The organism is Actinacidiphila paucisporea (assembly GCF_900142575.1).
GTDB lineage: Bacteria > Actinomycetota > Actinomycetes > Streptomycetales > Streptomycetaceae > Actinacidiphila > Actinacidiphila paucisporea.
In genome coordinates, this window is record NZ_FRBI01000010.1 from 87565 (window position 1) to 102876 (window position 15312).

Here is a 15312-nt window from a genome sequence, read left to right on the forward strand (position 1 = left end):
TCGTTACGGACCGGGCGGTGCGGCCGTGCCACGGCGGCCGGACCCGTCGGAGCCGGGAGCGGGAGCGGCCGGAGCCGGGGCAGGAAGCCGCCGGAGCCGGGAGCGGCCCGGTTACCGGTCCTGTGTGGACCGGGGGCCGGGCGTACCGCGCAGGACCGAGGCGGTGGCCGCCAGCAGGCCCATCACGGTCGCCGTCGCGAAGACGATCAGCAGTCCGTGGTGGAAGGGCGCCGAGATCAGGTTCGGGAAGAAGGACTTGCCCGTCAGCACCGCGCGGTTGTGCGCGGGAAGGGTGTCGAGGACCCCGCTGGGCCCGAGCAGCGTCTGGACCGGGTTGACGCCGAGGAAGGCGGAGAAGACCGTCGAGACGGGCGGCAGGGAGGCCGCGTGCTCGGCGGTGGCGGCCGGCACCCCCTGCGCCTGGAGTCCCGAGGAGAGCGCCGCGGGCAGCCGGTTCGCCAGGCCGATGATCAGCAGCGAGAAGAAGATGCCGATCGACAGCGACATCCCGCTGTTCTGGAAGGTGGACCGCATCCCGGACGCGGCCCCCCGGTGGGTGCCCGGGACGCTGCTCATGATCGCCGACGTGTTCGGCGCGGAGAACATCCCCGAGCCCATCCCGTTGGCCATGATGAGCAGTGCGAACGCCCAGTACGGGAAGGCGATGGGCAGCAGCAGCAACCCCACGAAGCTGGCCGAGAAGAGCAGCAGCCCGCCGGTGGTGAAGAAGCGCACCCCGTAGCGGTCGGACAGCCAGCCGCACAGCGGCCCGGTGATGAGGAAGCCGGCCGTCATCGGCAGCAGGAAGATGCCCGCCCACAGCGGCGCGTCGGCGTAGTCGTACCCGTGCAGCGGCAGCCAGATGCCCTGCAGCCAGATGATCAGCATGAACTGCAGCCCGCCGCGTGCCACGGACGCCAGCAGGGACGCGGCGTTGCCGGCCGCGAAGGCCCGGTTGCGGAACAGCGAGAGGTGGAACATCGGCTCGGGCACCCGGGACTCGACGACGCAGAAGACCGCCAGCAGCACCGCGCCGCCGATCAGCCCCGAGAGCACCTTCGGGCTGGTCCACCCCATCGTGTGGCCGGCGTAGGGCTGGATGCCGTAGGTGATGGAGATCAGCAGCGCGCCCAGGCCGCAGGCGAAGGTGAGGTTCCCCCACCAGTCGATACGGGACTTCTGCCGGGCCGAGGTCTCGCGCAGCGAGCGGTAGGCCCAGACCGTGCCGAGGATGCCGACCGGCAGGTTGACCCAGAAGACCGCCCGCCAGTCCCACGCGGACAGCAGTCCGCCCAGCACCAGGCCGATGAACGTCCCGCTCAGCGCCGAGATCTGGTTGATGCCGAGCGCCATGCCGCGCTGGTGCGCGGGGAAGGCGTCGGTGATGATCGCGGCGGAGTTCGCCATCAGCATGGAGCCGCCGAGGGCCTGCACCACCCGCCAGCCGATCAGCCACAGCGCGCCGGAGCCGCCGAGGAAGGGGTCGAAGGACAGCGCGACGGAGGCGAGCGTGAAGACGACGAAGCCGAGGTTGTACATCCGCACCCGGCCCACGATGTCGCCGAGCCGCCCGAGGGTGACCACCAGCACCGCGGTGACCAGCAGATACCCCATGATCATCCACAGCAGGTAGCTGATGTTGCCGGCCGCGAAGGGGTCCAGGTGGATACCGCGGAAGATCGCCGGCATGGAGATGATCACGATGGACGAGTCCACCGTGGCCATGAACATCCCCAGGCTGGTGTTGGACAGCGCCACCCACTTGTAGCGGTCCGGGGGCGCGGCCGCCATGGCGCCGTCGCCCGGGGCGAGCCGTATGTCCGCGGGCTCAGACACGTCGGGTGATCCTCTCCAGCAGCGGGAGAGCGGCCGCGAGCACGGCCTGCTCCTCGGGTGTCAGCTCGTCGGCGATGGCCCGCGTCAGGCGCAGCCCCTTCTCCCGCCGGGCGCCGCGCAGGCCCTCGCGCCCGGCCGCCGACAGCGAGACGACGATGCGCCGGCCGTCCGCCGGGTCGGGGTCGCGGGAGACGAGGCCGCGCTCGTACAGCACGGCCAGGATCGCCGCCATGGACTGCGGGCGTACGCCCTCGCCCGCCGCCAACTCCGAGCCCGTCGCGGGCCCTTCGCGGTCGAGTCGCACCAGTGCGGAGGTCTGGGAGAGCGTCAGTTCCTCGTCGGGCCTGAACTGCCGCAGCCGCCTGACCAGGGGTCCGATCGCCGCGCGCAGGTCGGCCGCGATACGGGCCGGGCCGCTGTCGGCGGGCGGTGCGTCCGCCGGGTCCGTATCCGTGTCCGTACGCGGGTCCGGCTCGGGGTCTGTGCTGCTGGCCGCCATGTCTTCAGTATAAACTGATCAGTTGCGCCTTATGGTATAGCTGGCGCCATGACTTCCTACCCGGACACGTCCCCCGGCTCCCTCTTCGCGACGACCATTTCCGTCGCCGGGCACGGCGGCGACCAGATCGAGGCGTATCTCGCCCGCCCCGCCGGCGACGCCCCGCGCGGCGGCGTCGTGGTCATCCACCACATGCCCGGATACGACCGCGAGACCAAGGAGATGGTGCGGCACCTCGCGGAACTGGGTTACGACGCGATCTGCCCCAACCTCTACAGCCGCGAGGCCCCCGGCGCCGACCCCGCCGACGCCAGTGCCGCGGTCCGCGCCCGCGGCGGCGTCCCCGACGACCGCCTCGTCGGCGACGTCGCCGGCGCCGCCGCGTACCTGCGGTCGCTGCCCGGGGCCAACGGCAAGGTCGGCGTCATCGGCCACTGCTCCGGCGGCCGCCAGTCCGTACTCGCCGCCTGCCGCCTCGACCTCGACGCCGCCGTCGACTGCTACGGCGCCTTCGTCGTCGGCGACGTGCCGCCGGGCCTCGACATCCGCGTCACCAACCTGCTCCCCGACCTCCCCCAGCTCTCCGCGCCCCTCCTCGGCCTGTTCGGCGTCGAGGACCAGCACCCGAGCCCCGAGCAGGTCGCCGAACTCGGCCGGATCCTCACCGAGCAGGGCAACGACTTCGAATTCCACAGCTACGAGGACGCCGGCCACGGCTTCTTCGCGGTCAACCGCCCCGGTTACCGCGTCGCCGCCGCCAACGACGGGTGGGAGCGGATCGCCGCGTTCTTCGCGAAGCACCTGGAGGGCTGACGCACGGGCATCCGCAGCCGCCCGTTGGGAGCAGGAAGACGACCAAGAGAGAAGAGGGCCGAGGTTTGTGCACGTACACGACGGTCAAAGACACCGTCGACGGCAGTGCGAAGGGGCCGGGCGGTGCGTGGTTCCACGTCTCCGACGTGACGGTCTACTTCGACCACCCCGTCCACGCGATGGCCGAGCACACCCTGAACATCGACTTCACCGACCCCGGCCGGGGTCCCGCGGCCCGGGTGGCCGTCGAACTCACCGCGGAGTCCGCGCAGCGGCTCGTCGCCGCCATCCAGTCCGCGCTGGCGGCCGTGCCGGCCGAGATGCGCGTCTGACTCCTGCGCGAGCGCGCACCCGCCCCCGAACGCGCCCCGCCAACCGAACGCGCACTCCCGCTCCGGGGGACGAAGAGGTCCCCCGGAGCGGGGAAGACGCGGTGCGGGCGGCAGAGGTTGCCGTCCGCACCGTGGTGCATCCGCAGGCTGTACGACTCCGCGCTCTGCCTCAGCGCGCGCGCCGCCTGCCGCCCATGAACCCGAGGCCCATGGTGGCCAGCCCAAGCGCAATAGCCACACCACCGACAATCGCGTTGTTCACGATCGTGTGGGTAATGGCGGCGTTTGGTCCGGTGATCGCCCAGGGGGCCACGATCGTCCACACGCCGATCGCGATGGCGCACCAGCCGAGACCGACTGTCCGTTCCAGCACCGAGCCGAAGCCCATGGCCAGCACGGCCAACGCGATGCCCGTGATCAGATTGCTGACCCGCAGGCCGGTGAAGCCCGTGAACCCCACCACCCAGGGCGAGATCGCCAGATAGAGACCGGTCAGCAGGCAGAGGCCCTCGATCAGCCCCGAGATCGGCTTCGCAGACGCCTCGGCGTAACGGCCCCGTAGCGCCATCAGGTCCGGGTGGGTGTCGATCCCGGATGTCGAGCGGGTCTGCGACGTCGAGTGAGTCGAATCGGTGGCCATTCCAGCCACCTCCTTCGCAGTGTGCGCTGTGCAGTGTTGTCGTTCTACCGACGGATGTTCTCCGGGTCTCCCTCCCCGGAAGTACCGCATCCTTACTTAGCGTAAAACGGCAGGCAGCCACCCGGCCACTTATACGGCACTTAACTTTGCACCGATTTGTCCGCACCCCTCCAGGACCGCGCCGCGGCGTTCACGGCGGCCGCCGTGAGCGCCGACCGCACCGCGATCCGGCCCGGCGGAAATGGGTGGGCGCGGCGCACCCGGGGCGCGGAGAGTAGGGCCATGACGACCTCCGGCGGACCCTTCATCTCCGACGCGGAACGCTTCGCCCAGGCGCTGGCGCGTACCGTCTCCGACCCGGAACTGCGGGCGTTGCCGCTGGCGGGCGGGGTGGACCAGTGGGCCGACAACACCGACCTACTCGGGCAGCCGCGCGCGATCCGGGCTGCGGTGGACGCCCTCGGCGAGACCTGAGACGAGGCCCGAGACGAGGTCGGCAAGGGCTTCCGGGGCACCCGGCTGGTTGCGGACGCCCGGGAAGGCGTTGACGTCGACGATGAGCGGGTGGCCGCCGCCCGTGTCGATCACGTCGACGCCGTAGACGTGCAGGCCGAAGACCTGGCCGACGCGGCGGACCAGGGCGGGCCAGGCGGGCGGCAGGTCGGCGAGGGGGACGGGCCCGCCGCCCGGGGCGGCGGCGGCCAGTTCGGAACGGCGAAGGGCCGCGAAGACCTGCGGGCCGATGGCCCACAGCTTGTGGTCCCAACCGGGGTTGGGCACGAAGTCCTGGACGACGACAGGCTCATACGGCGCCGAGGCCGCGAAGTCCCGTATCCGCGCGGCCCCTTCGAGCCGTACCACGACGTCCCCTTTCCGGCTGTGCCGGCTTTTGACGACGACCGGCCCGACCGGCGGCGACGCGGCGAGGTCGGCGGCGGAGGCGTACGTACGGGTCGGCGCGAAGGGCAGTCCGGCCCGCAGCGCGTCCTCCGCCATCGCCGTACGGTCCTGGCACCGCCTGGTCGCGGCGGCCGAGTTGACCACCCGGGCGCCGGCCGCCTCCACCCCACGGGCGAGGGCGAGGGCCCGGGGGGTGCGGGCCTTGAGGAGGTAGACGTCGGCGGGGTCGGCCGGGGCCGACGCGGTGGCCGGGTCGAGCACCTCGACCCGGTGCCCGGCACCCGGGGCGGTGAGCAGCGCGGTGGCCGCGGCCAGCAGCGGATGGCCGGGGTCCGCCGTGATGAGGCCGACCCTCACAGCGCGTCGCCGGCCGCCACCGCCATGGCACCCGCCGCCGCCCGCTCTCCGGCGCCGGGCGGACTCGCCCACCCCGCGTGCCCGACCACGCTCGGCCGCTCCCCCGCCGCCAGTGCCAGCACGGCGCTCGCGACGCGGGAGGCCGCGTCCGGGACCTGGCGGAAGCTCGGGAAGTCGTTGACGTCCACGACGACGGGGCCGTCCGGGCCGAGGAGCACGTCGAGGCCGTAGAGGTCGAGCCCGTAGACCGCGCCGACCTGCGCGGCGAGCGCGGCGACCTCGCGCGACAGCGGCACCCGGCGCTCGCGGTGCGGGTGGTCGGGGTGCAGGGGTGAGCGGCGCTCGGTGGCGTGGAAGTCGTCGCCGACGCAGTAGACCTTGATGTCGACGCCCGCATTGGGCACGTACGGCTGCGCGATCAGCAGACCTTCACCGCGCAGCACCGGGAGTAGCGCGGGCAGCCGGTCGGGGGCGGCCAGCAGGTGCACCGCACGGCCCGAGCTGCCGTCGGCGGGCTTGACCACCAGCGGGTAGTCGGACTCGGGTATCTCGGCGAGGAGTTCGGGCCGGGCTGCCGCGTAGGTCGTCGGCATGGGCAGGCCACGGCTGCGGCCGATCGCCGCCGCGAGCGCCTTGTCACGGACCCCGCGGATCGAACGGGCGTCGTTGACGGTGGTCATCCCGGCCGAGGCGGCGGCCTCCAGCAGGGTGAGTCCGGGGCCGCCCGACACGGTCTTGAGCACCCAGGCGTCATGGCTGCCGGCCCTGACGACCTCGGTCATCCGGTGCAGCGATCCCCCCGGTCGCAGCACGTCCACCTGGTGGCCCCAGGCGTGGAGTCGCCGGATCACCTCGACCGGCATCCCGTCGTAACGGTAGTTCTCCTCCACGAGAAAGCAGAGCTTCATGCGACCTTCCCCCCAACCCCCCTGTGCGTTCGCCGATCGCGACCGGCGAAGCGTGAAGGTCACAGGATGCCACGGGTGTCAGGGACCTCCCACGGTGGTCCCAACTCCCCCTGAGGGGTGCATGATTGCCGTCGGAACCGCGGTGGCTGACGCGGTACCGCACGGCCGGGCGCGAGGAGTCGGGGCGCACCGCGCCGTCACTGCGCATGGCCCAGCGGGTCGAGCTGCTCGGGCGTGGCGTCGTCCGCCGCCGTGGAGCGGCTGAGGTCGCGCCACCGCTCGTCCTCGGCCAGCAGCGCGCGGCCCGCGGCGGTGGCGTAGGCATACGCGTCCGGGCCGACGAGCAGCCGCAACGGCGGTTCGTCGAGCGCGACGACGTCGAGGACCAGCCGGGCGACCTTCGCCGGGTCGCTGGCCGCGGTCGACTCCGGGCTGTGCATGGCGGCCATCGCGCCGACCGTCCCGGCATACTCCGGGCGGATCGGGTCGACCCGCATCGAGGACCCGGCCCAGTCCGTGCGCATGCCGCCCGGCTCCAGCACGGTCACCTTGATGCCCAGCGGGCCGACCTCGCCGGCCAGCACCGAGGAGAAGCCGCCGACGGCCCACTTCGCGGACTGGTAGGCCGACAGGCCCGGCGTCGCCATCCGCCCGCCGACCGAGGACACCTGCACCACATGGCCGGAGCGCTGCTCGCGCATCACCGGCAGCGCGGCCTGGGTGAGCCGGACGACACCGAGGAAGTTGGTGTCGACCTGGGTGCGGAAGTCGTCGAAGCCGACGTCCTCCACCGAGCCGATGTTGGCGTATCCGGCGTTGTTCACCAGCACGTCGAGTCGCCCGAAACGGTCGACGGCGGTGCGCACCGCCGCGCGGGCGGCCTCGTCGTCGGTCACGTCGAGGGCGACGGCGACGAGCCGGTCGCCGTACTCGGCGGCGAGGTCGTCCAGCGCGGCGGTCCTGCGAACGCCCGCGACGACCTGGTGGCCGGCCTCCAGCGCGGCCTTGACGATCTCCCTGCCGAGCCCGCGGGAGGCGCCGCTGACCAGGAAGACGGCGGGGGTGTCAGCTTCCGCGGTGGCCTTCGCGGCGGCTGAGTCGTTGGTCGAGTCGTTGGTCGAGTCGTTGGTCGAGTCGTTGGTCGAGTCGTTGGTGGACATGGGGGCTCCCTACAACGGTGAGGCGTCTTTACTAACCGGTTGATTAGTAACTCTCTGTCTCCAGGGAACACCTCGGCAGGGCCGATGTCAACTGTCTGGTTAGTTGATACGCTGGGTGTCATGAACAGGGACGTCGCCGCCAGCAAGGCCATCGCCATGGGCCGGGACGCGGAGGCCACCAAGCGCCGCCTGCTGGACGCGGCGACCCGCGAATTCGCCGCGTACGGCATCGCCGGCGGCCGGGTCGACCGCATCGCGGCCGAGGCCCGCAGCAACAAGGCGCAGATCTACCACTACTTCGGCAGCAAGGACGGCCTCTTCGACGCCGTCTTCGACGCGATGTGCCGCGAGACGGTCGACGCGGTCCCGATCGACCCGGACGACCTCCCCGAATACGCCGGCCGCCTGCACGACTCCTACGTCGAACGCCCCTGGGTGCAGCGCCTCGCCACCTGGTACCACCTGGAGCGGGCCGGCGGCGGCGCGCTGCTGCCCGTCGTCCTCGACAGCAACGCGGCCAAGGTGCGGGCCGTCGCCGAGGCCCAGGAGGCGGGCAGGCTGCCCACCCGCTTCCCGCCCGCCGTCCTGCTGGGGCTGGTGCTGCACCTCTCCGGTTTCTGGAGCAGCAATGTGCCGGAGTACGACGCGGTGGTCTCCGACGGCTCCGCCGCGTCCGCGGCGCACCGCCGCGAGGTTGTCGTCGCCGCGGTGGCGGCGCTGCTGCGCCCCTGACGGCGCCGGGGACTCCGGGGACGCGGGATCGCTCAGCCCTGGGGGGCGTCCGGCGGGCTGGGGAGGTCAGGGCCCTCCGCGGGGACGGCGGGCTCGGGCCGGCCGAGGTGCACGTCTCCCCGTATGACGGCCGCGGCGACGGAGCCGCCGTCCGACCGCACGGTCAGGTCGCCGCCGACCGCGACGGCGCCGTGGTCGGCGGCCACCTGGGCGTGGGCGGCGGGCAGCCGGGCCAGCAGCTCGCGCAGGGCGGAGGCGGCGCGGGCGCGTTCCGCGTCGTCGTCCAGGTCTTCGAGCAGGTCCTGGATGCGGGTCTGCCAGATCGCCCGGTAGGCCGACCGCAGGGGCTCCGCCTGCGCGGGCTCCACCTCGGCCAGTTCGGCGCCGGTCTGGTCGAGCCGGTGCAGCACCGCCGCCTCGCGCTGCTCGCTGCCGCGGCCGAACCACCGGGCCAGCCCCGCCCGCAGGCCGGTCCAGGCGTCCGTACCGGCTGCCGCGGTGACGGCGGCTCCCCCCGACGCGGCGAGTGCGGTAAGTGCTTCGTCCAGCATGAACACCCCTGTACGCGAGGACCGTTGGGGAGACCGTAGCCCGTAGCGGGGGCGCTGTCCCCGGCATTGGCGGGAGAGCGGGGACGGATCCGGCCGGGGGTCAGACGGTGGCCCGCGGCGGCGCCGTGGGACGGCCGGCCTTCTCCCACTCGATGAAGGTGTTGGTCCGCGCGTGCACGAACTCCTTGAGCGGGTCGCGGGAATACGTCCACGGGACGGCGCCCGCGTAACCGCCGATCGCGCGGAACTGCTCGACCGCCTCCGCGTAGCGCCGGGTCCTGAACAGCGCGTTCGCCAGCAGGTGGCGGACGGCCGGGAGCCGGTGGTGCCCGGCGGGCGCCAGGTCGACGGCGTCCAGCGTCGCGTCGACGGCGGCGGTGACGTAGGGCTCCTGGTAGATGGAGTAGTCGGGGTCCCTGGACTCCTGTTCCAGAACGGCGTAGATGCGGATGAAGGGCAGCAGGCTGCCGCGGGGCGCCGACGCGGCGGCCTGCTCCGCGAAGTCGAACATCAGCTCGCGGGACCCGCACCACTTCTCGCACCAGAACTGGAGCGCGGCCGAATGCGCGGCGAAGTGGTGCGGGTCGCGTGCGGTGATCTGCGCCCACAGCTGCCGGAAGTCCTCGTGCGACCAGCCCAGGCCGTAGGCGATGCTGATCTGCGCGACATACGGGTTCGGGTCGTACGGGGACAGATAGGCCGCCTCCTGGCAGGCGGGCAGCGCCTCGGCCAGCAGGCGGTGGAAGCCCGCGAACTGCTCGGCGGTGGTGCGCGATCCCGACTGGGTGCCGCGGACCCGGCCGGCCAGGCTGACGAGGGCGGCGGCGTGCACGAGGGCGGCGCCGGGGTCGCCGGGGCTTTCCGTGCGCCAGGCGGTGAGCCAGCCGTCGTCGTCCTCGGTGGCGTCCGCGAGGTGCCGGGTGCGGTACCAGCGCAGGTCCCAGTCGTATCCCGCGTCGGCGAGGTAGGCGGCAGGATGGCGCCAGTCGCCCGCGCGGGCGGCGGCCACGGCGGCGTCGGCCTGCGGGTCGGGGGCCGGACGCCCGGCGTCGACCTGCGCGGCGGGCACCAGCCCGTAGGCGGCCGCGTCGATCTTGATCGGCAGCGCGGCCTTGGCCCGCGCCCGCGCGGCGCGGCCCTTCCTGATGTTGCGCGGGATGGTCACCGCGGCGTAGACGAGCAGGCAGGCGCCGGCGATGTCGACGACGATGTTCATGGCAGCCTTCGGGTGGTGGTGTGAACGGCGCCTCCGAGCGGGGGCGTTGACAGGAGCAGGTGGCGCAGCGCCGCCGTGCCGGGCGGCGTGGCGATGACGGCGTCCAGCGCCGCTTCGAGGGCGTCGGCCAGCCCGTCGGGCACGACCTGCCGCACCGGCGGGCCCGACCAGGACAGCTCCCAGCGGATACGCCCGGTGTCGGCGAGCGTGACGACGGCCAGCGCGCTCAGGCGCGAGCGGAAGGCGGTGCGGGCGAATTCGCGCGCGGCGCGGCCGGTGCTCCGCGACGCCGCCTCGGACATGGGCAGCAGCGCGGCGATCTCCGGCAGCATCCCGGCGTCGACCAGGTCGAGCAGGGTGTCCAGGGCGGGCGGCCCGGTCAGCGTGAGGCCGCGGGCCGCCGCGGCCTCGGCCATGGCCCGCAGCAGCGGCTCGGCCGTACGGGCGTGGGCCGTGCGCAGCGTCCGGTGCGGCAGGTCGTGCCATGACACCCGGCGGGCGGTCTCCGACGTCACGCCCAGTTCCATGCTCTCCAACGCGGCGAAGACGGCGTGCGGTTCGCGCAGCAGGCCGACCGCCGGGCCCGCGCCCGCCGTGCGGCGGCCGTCGTCCGGCAGCGCCTCGATGACGGCGACGCGTCGCGCCATCGGCGGGTGGCTGTCGTACGGCGACCGGTGCTGCTCCGGCAACCGCCGCGCCAGATCGTCCAGTTCGCGCCTGCGCGTCGGGTCGGCGAGCAGCAGGGCCAGGCCGCCGTGGAATTGGCCGCGCGGCGGGAGGAGTCCGGCGTCGTGGCCCATGGTCGCGTAGCGGGAGGCGTACAGCTCCGCGGCGACGCCGAGCGCGGTGAGGCGGCGCAGAGCGGCGGCGGTGCTGTCCCGCCCGGCGATCCGGACCGCGACCAGGTCGGCGGCGTACTCCTGGCGGCGGCTGACGCCCTCGGTGCAGCGCAGGCCGAGCTTCGCGTAGGCGGTGTAGACCGCGCCCAGGTAGTGGTCGGGGCCGCGGGCCGCCCGGACGGTGACCGGTGCCGGTTTCCCCTGGGCCCTGCGCCGTGCGGCCTTCGCCTCGGCCTCGGCGGTCTGGCGCGCCCGGTGGGCGGCGGCGCGTTCCTCCAGCGCGCCGACCGTGCGTTCCAGGGCCGCGCGTCCGGCCCAGACGGTGGCCGCGAGGCGCGTGTCGGCGTTGGCGTAGTGGCCCAGTTCGTGGGCGACGACCGCGTCGAGTTCGGCCGCGGTCATGCCGAGGAGCAGGGGGGCGCCGACGAAGAGCCGCCGCCTGCCCTGGCGCAGGCCCAGCAGGCGTACGTCCTCGATCACCAGGGCGTTGACGTCCGCGATCAGCCGGATCTCGGCGGGCGGTGCGGTGCGGGCGGCGCGGGCCGACTCCGTGACGCGGTACCACAGTTCGGGCTGCGCGGCGGGTGTCAGCGGCAGGCCCGGGAGGTCGTCGGGGTCGGGTGCGGCGCTCCGGGTGAGGTAGACGACCCGTATCAGCGAGCAGGCCACCGCGACGGATCCCGCGTACGCCTCCAGGCTGGTCAGCGTGTAGGAGTGCGAGCCGCGCAGCAGGAAGAGGTCGGCGGCGGCGAGCGCGGCCAGGATCAGCGGTGCCAGCAGGTGGTAGCCGGCCAGCAGGGCGAGCGCGAGCAGTGCGCGCGGGAGGACCGCGGTGCGGCCGGGGCCGGCGGAGCGGCCGGCGTCGTGCCTGGGCACGGGGGACCCCTCTCGGAGCCGGACAGGGAACAAGCCCGGCACCCGGCGGCGGACGCGGGAGCGTACGAACACCCGTGCTGAGGGAAGCCGCATCCTACCCGAGCCGGGTGGACGGCTCCCTCCCCTGGTCGAGGGGGTCCTGCCCTGCCGGGAGGGGTTCCGGCAGGGCAGGGGGAAGGCCCCGGGAGGGGCGGCGGTCAGGACGTCTGCGGGGGCGTCCACTTCTGGGCGGCGGTGCCGTTGCAGTCGTAGAGCTGGAGTCGGGTGCCGTCGGTGGTGGAGGAGGACGGGTCGTCCAGGCAGCGGCCGGAAACCGGGTTGCGGTAGCCGCCGTTGAAGGCCTGCCACTGCTGGTTGCCGCCGCCGTTGCAGTCCCATACCTGGACCTTCGTGCCGTTGGCGGTGCCGGCGGCCGTGGCGTCCAGGCACTTGCCGAGGACGCGCAGGGTGCCGTCCCCGGGGGTGGTCCACACCTGGGCGCCGGTGCCGTTGCAGGTCCACAGCTGGACGGCGGTGCCGTTGGCGGTGGAACTGCCGTTGTCGTCGAGGCACTTGCCGGCGATGCCGGAGTGGACGACGCCGCTGGTGAGCGGTACGGGGGCGTGGATCCAGCCGGCGGCGTCCGCGGCCCGGACGCCCGAGTCGAAGGCGGTCGCCATCTTCACGTAGCCGGCGTCGTTCGGGTGCAGCGCGTCGGAGAGGTCGGCGGTGGTCAGCGTGCTCATGTCGACGTAGCCGACGTGCTTGCCCGCCGCCTGTTCGGCCTGGACGATGCCGGGGACCGCCTGGTTGAAGGCGGGGCGGTTGGGCTCCTCGGTGGGGTTGGTGGAGACGATCAGGGAGGCCACCACCACGGTGGCGTCGGGGGCGTCGGCGGTGAGCTGGTCGACCAGCGCGCGCAACCGGGCGGTGGCGGTGGGCACCTGGTAGTTCTGGTTGAGGTCGTTGGTGCCGATCTCCAGGGTGATGACGTTGGGCCGGTAGCGCGCGAGGCTCGCGTCGGCGATGCCGGCGATCTGGTCGATGCGCCAGCCGGAGTGGCCCTCGTTGTCGGGGTCGGACATGACGCCGTCGCGCCCGCTGCCGACGAAGTCCAGCGGGTGGCCCTTGGCCGCGAGGTCGTTCCACAGCGCCGAGCGGTAGCTGTCGCCGGTGCTGCTGCCGACGCCCCAGGTGATCGAGTCACCGAGCGGCATCAGCCGCAGCGGGGTGGAGGCGGCGGCGGGCGCGGCCGCGGCGGCGGGGGCGAGTGGTACGGCCGCGAGCAGTGCGGCCAGCAGAGTCAGCACCCATAAGGGCGCGAGTCTCCGGTGTCGGGACATGGTGGGGGACCCTTTCGTCAGGAGGGGCGAGGGGGTGCCGGGGGTTCAGCCGGCCGCGTTGAGCAGGTCCAGGACGCTCTGCTGGCAGCCGTAGTCGCTGCTGCCGCTGCCGCCTGCCCAGTGCGGGCCGTACTGGTCGAGGGCGTTGCGGTCGTGCGCGTAGGCCGAGTTGGCCCAGGTGGACAGCGCACCGCTGTAAGGGTGGTCGGTGAGCTGCGTGTTGAGCTTGCCCAGGCCCCGGACGTAGGCGCCCTTGAAGCTGGGGCCGTCGCCGGTGCAGGAGTCGCCCTCACCGGGTTCCCGCAGCACCCCGCCGGAGGTGAGCCGTACGGTCGAGGCGTCGGCGAGGCTCCGGGCGGTGGTGAGCAACCCGGCGTCACCGGTGGCGCGGTAGAGCTCTGTGAGACCGCCGAGCAGCACGCCCTGGTTGTACGTCCAGGTGGTCTGGCCGTTGTTGGCGCAAGCCGACGTGAGCCCGTCGTTGACCATGTGGTCGCCGTTGATCATCCCGCTGCCCTTGAACCAGTTCCACTCGGCCTGCGCCCGGCCCAGGTAGGCGGTGTCGCCCGCGATGCGGTTGTGCAGCGCGGCGGTGAGCTGGAGGAACAGCTCGTTGGTGATGGCGTTCTTGTACGTGCTCGACTGGTTCCACCACACCCCGCCGCCGCAGGTGCCGTTCCAGTACGCGTACATGTGGTCGGCGTCCGCGCGGGCCGTCGCCAGGTAGCGGCTGTCACCGGTCAGGTCGTAGGCGTCGATCCACGCCAGGCCCCACCAGCCGGTGTCGTCCAGGTACTCGTTGGTGAAGTTGCCCTGCTGGGCGCCCAGGTTCTTGTCGTACGTCTCGGCGATGGCGTAGCGGTAACTGCCCATGCCCGTCACGCGGATGTTGTCGATCACCGCGGTCAGCGCGTTGGCGCCGGTCCACCAGCCGTTGCCGCCGAAGAGCTTGGTGGAGCGGTCGAACGACATCATCAGCGCGGTGGCGGCGGCGGTCCGCCGGTTCCCGGCGTTCCAGGTGGTCCGCGCCCACGCCGTACACGCGATGTCCGGCCGGTCCCCGGCCTTGCCGCAGGCCCGCAGCGCGCCGACGCCCTCGGCGCCCCAGTCGTCCACGTTGTACATCTGGGTACGCCAACCGCGCTGCCCGGCGGGCGTCGTGGTGTCCCCGAGCCTGCTCCCCGAGGACCACGTCCTGCCCCCGTCGAAGGAGCGGTCGAGCCACACCTCGTCCCCGGCGTTGCCGTTGCCGATGGACGCCCAGCCCATGGCGTCGGCGTCGTCGAAGTGCAGGGCCACGGTGCGCGAGAAGACGGTCGCGGTGACCGGGGAGCGGTCCCCGCTGCTCAGGCCCGGGTCGCGGGCGTCGCAGTAGGCGTTGCAGATCCCCGCGGCTGCCGCCGGGGCGGCCTGGGCCGCCGGAACGACCGGGGGCGCCGGGCGCGGGGCGGCTTGCGCCGCTTGCAGGGAGAGCGTCGCCAGCGCTGCCGCCAGCGCCGTGGCGAGGAGGGTGTGCGGGAGCTTCATGGGGGGATTCCTGTCTGCTGTGAGGAGCGACCTGACAACGTTGTCGAGCCGATGGGGGACCCTGAAAGCAACAGATCTCGCCAGGAAGACAACTCCCGCTTCGCGGTGCTGTCAATGCATACGGCAACAGTCGGATGACCTGGGTGACCGCCCTCCGGCCACCCTCCGGCGAGCGTCCGCCGCTTGACGTGCCCGTTCCCGCCGGCGGCGGCCGAGGCCGCCCGCACGGGCGGGTGGGGGCGCGTCGGTCGCCCGAGCGGGCCCACCCGGGGGGTGGGGTGACATTCTGAGAGAAAATGTGCGAAGCCGATGGTGCGAGCTGCGCTCGCCCGTTCGTCGGCGCGGGACGGCCCACCCGGGCCGGGCTGGCCGGGCTGGCCGGGCCGAGTTGAGCCGGGGCTGACCGGGCCGGGCGGGGCCGGGCGCCGGAGGCGGAACGGTCCCCTGACGGGGCCCAGGAGCGGTCAGCACCTGCGGGTACGTCGGCGCAGCCGGGTCGGCCGGGGCCGGGCGCCGGAGCCGGAGCGGCCCCCTGACGGGGCCCAGGAGCGGTCAGCACCTGCGGGTACGTCGGCGCAGCCGGGTCAGCCGGGGCCGACCCGGGCCGAGCACGGGAGCCGGAGCGGTCCCCTGGCGGGGGGCTGGGTGCGGTCGGCGCCTGCCGGCACGCAACGCAGCGGCCAGACTCCGCAGGGCCGGCCCAGGCCTGGGCTGAGCAGTCGGCCAAGGCCGCGCGGCGAGCAGTCCCACCGGGACTCCGGTGCGGTCGGCACCTGCCGCTATGTCAGCGCAGCGATCCGACCG

The 15312-nt window shown here is 73.4% G+C and carries 15 protein-coding genes; 4 read left to right on the forward strand and 11 right to left on the reverse strand.

Translation table 11 applies throughout. The annotated features are described in order from the left end of the window. Window positions 1–111 precede the first annotated feature (111 nt). Entirely contained in the window at window positions 112–1836 is a 1725-nt protein-coding gene (locus BUE44_RS17010) for an MFS transporter (RefSeq protein ID WP_073499199.1), read from the reverse strand. Further along, window positions 1829–2335, reverse strand: a complete 507-nt coding sequence (locus BUE44_RS17015; RefSeq protein ID WP_079189815.1) for a MarR family winged helix-turn-helix transcriptional regulator — start codon at window positions 2333–2335, stop codon at window positions 1829–1831. The genes BUE44_RS17010 and BUE44_RS17015 overlap by 8 nt, the downstream gene beginning before the upstream one ends. A 48-nt stretch (window positions 2336–2383) precedes the next feature. Between BUE44_RS17015 and BUE44_RS17020 the strand changes: the two genes are divergently transcribed. Then, the gene (locus tag BUE44_RS17020) at window positions 2384–3148 is read left to right on the forward strand and encodes a dienelactone hydrolase family protein (RefSeq protein WP_073499201.1); all 765 of its coding nucleotides are present in this window, start codon (window positions 2384–2386) and stop codon (window positions 3146–3148) included. A gap of 65 nt (window positions 3149–3213) precedes the next feature. Then, a complete protein-coding gene (locus BUE44_RS17025) occupies window positions 3214–3480 on the forward strand; it encodes a DUF6295 family protein (RefSeq protein WP_073499203.1) in 267 nt (88 codons plus the stop codon). Between the two features lie 169 nt (window positions 3481–3649). On the opposite strand, the gene BUE44_RS17030 is transcribed toward BUE44_RS17025, so the two are convergent. Further along, window positions 3650–4120, reverse strand: coding sequence for an SPW repeat protein (locus BUE44_RS17030; RefSeq protein WP_073499206.1), 471 nt, complete (start codon window positions 4118–4120; stop codon window positions 3650–3652). A gap of 282 nt (window positions 4121–4402) precedes the next feature. Between BUE44_RS17030 and BUE44_RS17035 the strand changes: the two genes are divergently transcribed. Beyond that, the gene (locus BUE44_RS17035; RefSeq protein ID WP_073499208.1) at window positions 4403–4594 is read left to right on the forward strand and encodes a hypothetical protein; all 192 of its coding nucleotides are present in this window, start codon (window positions 4403–4405) and stop codon (window positions 4592–4594) included. Here BUE44_RS17035 and BUE44_RS17040 read toward each other — a convergent pair. From BUE44_RS17040 to BUE44_RS17050, 3 genes are all read right to left on the reverse strand, one after another. After that, a complete protein-coding gene (locus BUE44_RS17040) occupies window positions 4538–5377 on the reverse strand; it encodes an ATP-grasp domain-containing protein (RefSeq protein ID WP_107415753.1) in 840 nt (279 codons plus the stop codon). The two genes, BUE44_RS17035 and BUE44_RS17040, sit on opposite strands and share 57 nt — an antisense overlap. Next, window positions 5374–6285, reverse strand: coding sequence for an ATP-grasp domain-containing protein (locus BUE44_RS17045; protein WP_073499210.1), 912 nt, complete (start codon window positions 6283–6285; stop codon window positions 5374–5376). Before BUE44_RS17045 ends, BUE44_RS17040 begins: the two co-directional genes overlap by 4 nt. Before the next feature lie 197 nt (window positions 6286–6482). Next, window positions 6483–7445: an SDR family NAD(P)-dependent oxidoreductase gene (locus BUE44_RS17050; protein WP_079189816.1), complete on the reverse strand. Its 963-nt coding sequence runs from the start codon at window positions 7443–7445 to the stop codon at window positions 6483–6485. Window positions 7446–7565: 120 nt separating this feature from the next. Between BUE44_RS17050 and BUE44_RS17055 the strand changes: the two genes are divergently transcribed. Further along, on the forward strand, window positions 7566–8177 hold the full coding sequence (locus BUE44_RS17055) for a TetR family transcriptional regulator (protein ID WP_200804445.1): 612 nt from the start codon (window positions 7566–7568) through the stop codon (window positions 8175–8177). A gap of 32 nt (window positions 8178–8209) precedes the next feature. Here the strand turns inward: BUE44_RS17055 and BUE44_RS17060 are convergent, their stop codons facing one another. The 5 genes from BUE44_RS17060 to BUE44_RS17080 form a co-directional block, all read right to left on the reverse strand. Further along, complete coding sequence (locus BUE44_RS17060; protein WP_073499446.1) at window positions 8210–8728, reverse strand: hypothetical protein; 519 nt, start codon at window positions 8726–8728, stop codon at window positions 8210–8212. A gap of 100 nt (window positions 8729–8828) precedes the next feature. Continuing rightward, window positions 8829–9944 carry a hypothetical protein gene (locus tag BUE44_RS36505; RefSeq protein WP_073499212.1) on the reverse strand — a complete coding sequence of 372 codons (1116 nt, stop codon included), beginning with the start codon at window positions 9942–9944 and terminating at the stop codon, window positions 8829–8831. After that, a complete protein-coding gene (locus BUE44_RS17070) occupies window positions 9941–11659 on the reverse strand; it encodes a M48 family metalloprotease (protein ID WP_073499214.1) in 1719 nt (572 codons plus the stop codon). Before BUE44_RS17070 ends, BUE44_RS36505 begins: the two co-directional genes overlap by 4 nt. Before the next feature lie 197 nt (window positions 11660–11856). Next, the gene (locus tag BUE44_RS17075; RefSeq protein ID WP_073499216.1) at window positions 11857–12981 is read right to left on the reverse strand and encodes an SGNH/GDSL hydrolase family protein; all 1125 of its coding nucleotides are present in this window, start codon (window positions 12979–12981) and stop codon (window positions 11857–11859) included. A 45-nt stretch (window positions 12982–13026) separates the two neighbouring features. Further along, complete coding sequence (locus BUE44_RS17080; protein WP_079189818.1) at window positions 13027–14508, reverse strand: glycoside hydrolase family 76 protein; 1482 nt, start codon at window positions 14506–14508, stop codon at window positions 13027–13029. Between the last annotated feature and the right edge of the window lie 804 nt (window positions 14509–15312).

Excerpts from the sequence above, each read along its gene's own strand:
- BUE44_RS17015 (WP_079189815.1), bottom strand. The coding sequence starts at position 2,335 with ATGGCGGCCAGCAGCACAGACCCCGAGCCGGACCCGCGTACGGACACG.
- BUE44_RS17020 (WP_073499201.1), top strand. The coding sequence starts at position 2,384 with ATGACTTCCTACCCGGACACGTCCCCCGGCTCCCTCTTCGCGACGACC.
- BUE44_RS17030 (WP_073499206.1), bottom strand. The coding sequence starts at position 4,120 with ATGGCCACCGATTCGACTCACTCGACGTCGCAGACCCGCTCGACATCC.
- BUE44_RS17035 (WP_073499208.1), top strand. The coding sequence starts at position 4,403 with ATGACGACCTCCGGCGGACCCTTCATCTCCGACGCGGAACGCTTCGCC.
- BUE44_RS17045 (WP_073499210.1), bottom strand. The coding sequence starts at position 6,285 with ATGAAGCTCTGCTTTCTCGTGGAGGAGAACTACCGTTACGACGGGATG.
- BUE44_RS17050 (WP_079189816.1), bottom strand. The coding sequence starts at position 7,445 with ATGTCCACCAACGACTCGACCAACGACTCGACCAACGACTCGACCAAC.
- BUE44_RS17055 (WP_200804445.1), top strand. The coding sequence starts at position 7,566 with ATGAACAGGGACGTCGCCGCCAGCAAGGCCATCGCCATGGGCCGGGAC.
- BUE44_RS17060 (WP_073499446.1), bottom strand. The coding sequence starts at position 8,728 with ATGCTGGACGAAGCACTTACCGCACTCGCCGCGTCGGGGGGAGCCGCC.
- BUE44_RS36505 (WP_073499212.1), bottom strand. The coding sequence starts at position 9,944 with ATGAACATCGTCGTCGACATCGCCGGCGCCTGCCTGCTCGTCTACGCC.
- BUE44_RS17075 (WP_073499216.1), bottom strand. The coding sequence starts at position 12,981 with ATGTCCCGACACCGGAGACTCGCGCCCTTATGGGTGCTGACTCTGCTG.
- BUE44_RS17080 (WP_079189818.1), bottom strand. The coding sequence starts at position 14,508 with ATGAAGCTCCCGCACACCCTCCTCGCCACGGCGCTGGCGGCAGCGCTG.